The 1,340-nt window shown below is 66.0% G+C and carries 1 protein-coding gene; it reads left to right on the top strand.

Annotated features, from left to right (window positions below; translation table 11 throughout):
- The coding region (locus tag ACFV9H_RS41445; protein WP_385409184.1) for a dihydropteroate synthase at positions 1 to 1,340 on the top strand (1,340 nt) is incomplete at both ends.

The raw sequence follows: 1,340 nt of genomic DNA, 5'->3' as shown, positions 1-1,340 counted from the left end.
TTCGCCACCGCCTCCACCCTGCCGATCGTTCTGGACTCGACCGAGGTTCCCGTGATCCAGGCGGGTCTGGAGAAGCTCGGCGGGCGTGCGGTCATCAACTCGGTGAACTACGAGGACGGCGACGGCCCGGAGTCCCGCTTCGCGAAGGTCACCCGTCTGGCGCAGGAGCACGGGGCGGCGCTGATCGCGTTGACCATCGACGAGGAGGGCCAGGCCCGCACGGTCGAGCACAAGGTCGCGATCGCCGAGCGGCTCATCGAGGACCTGACGTCGAACTGGGGGATCCGGGAGTCGGACATCCTCATCGACACCCTCACCTTCACGATCTGCACCGGTCAGGAGGAGTCCCGGGGTGACGGGATCGCCACGATCGAGTCGATCCGTGAGCTCAAGCGGCGTCACCCGGAGGTGCAGACCACGCTGGGTCTGTCGAACATCTCCTTCGGTCTGAACCCGGCCGCCCGTGTGCTGCTGAACTCGGTCTTCCTCGACGAGTGCGTGAAGGCGGGCCTGGACTCGGCGATCGTGCACGCGTCGAAGATCCTGCCGATCGCGCGGTTCGACGAGGAGCAGGTGAACACCGCCCTCGACCTGATCTACGACCGGCGCACCGAGGGCTACGACCCGCTGCAGAAGCTGATGGCGCTCTTCGAGGGCGTCAACACCAAGTCGCTGAAGGCCGGCCGCGCCGAGGAGCTCCAGGCCCTGCCCCTGGACGAGCGGCTCCAGCGCCGCATCATCGACGGGGAGAAGAACGGCCTGGAAGCCGATCTCGACGAGGCACTCACCACGCGCCCGGCCCTCGACATCGTCAACGACACCCTTCTCGAAGGGATGAAGGTCGTCGGCGAGCTGTTCGGCTCGGGTCAGATGCAGCTGCCGTTCGTGCTCCAGTCGGCCGAGGTCATGAAGACGGCCGTGGCCTACCTCGAGCCGCACATGGAGAAGACCGACGACGAGGGCAAGGGCACCATCGTCCTGGCGACCGTGCGTGGTGACGTCCACGACATCGGCAAGAACCTGGTCGACATCATCCTGACGAACAACGGCTACAACGTCGTCAACATCGGGATCAAGCAGCCGGTCTCCGCGATCCTGGAGGCGGCGCAGGAGCACAAGGCCGACGTGATCGGCATGTCGGGTCTGCTGGTGAAGTCGACCGTGATCATGAAGGAGAACCTTCAGGAGCTCAACCAGCGCAAGCTGGCGGCCGACTATCCGGTCATCCTCGGCGGCGCCGCCCTGACCCGTGCCTACGTCGAGCAGGACCTCCACGAGATCTACGAGGGCGAAGTCCGCTACGCCCGCGACGCCTTCGAAGGCCTCCGCCTCATGGACGC

The sequence above is a fragment of the Streptomyces sp. NPDC059874 genome (genome assembly GCF_042731135.1).
GTDB lineage: Bacteria > Actinomycetota > Actinomycetes > Streptomycetales > Streptomycetaceae > Streptomyces.
Note: the sequence above shows the minus strand (reverse complement) of the source record. Positions and strands in the feature narration are given on the sequence as shown.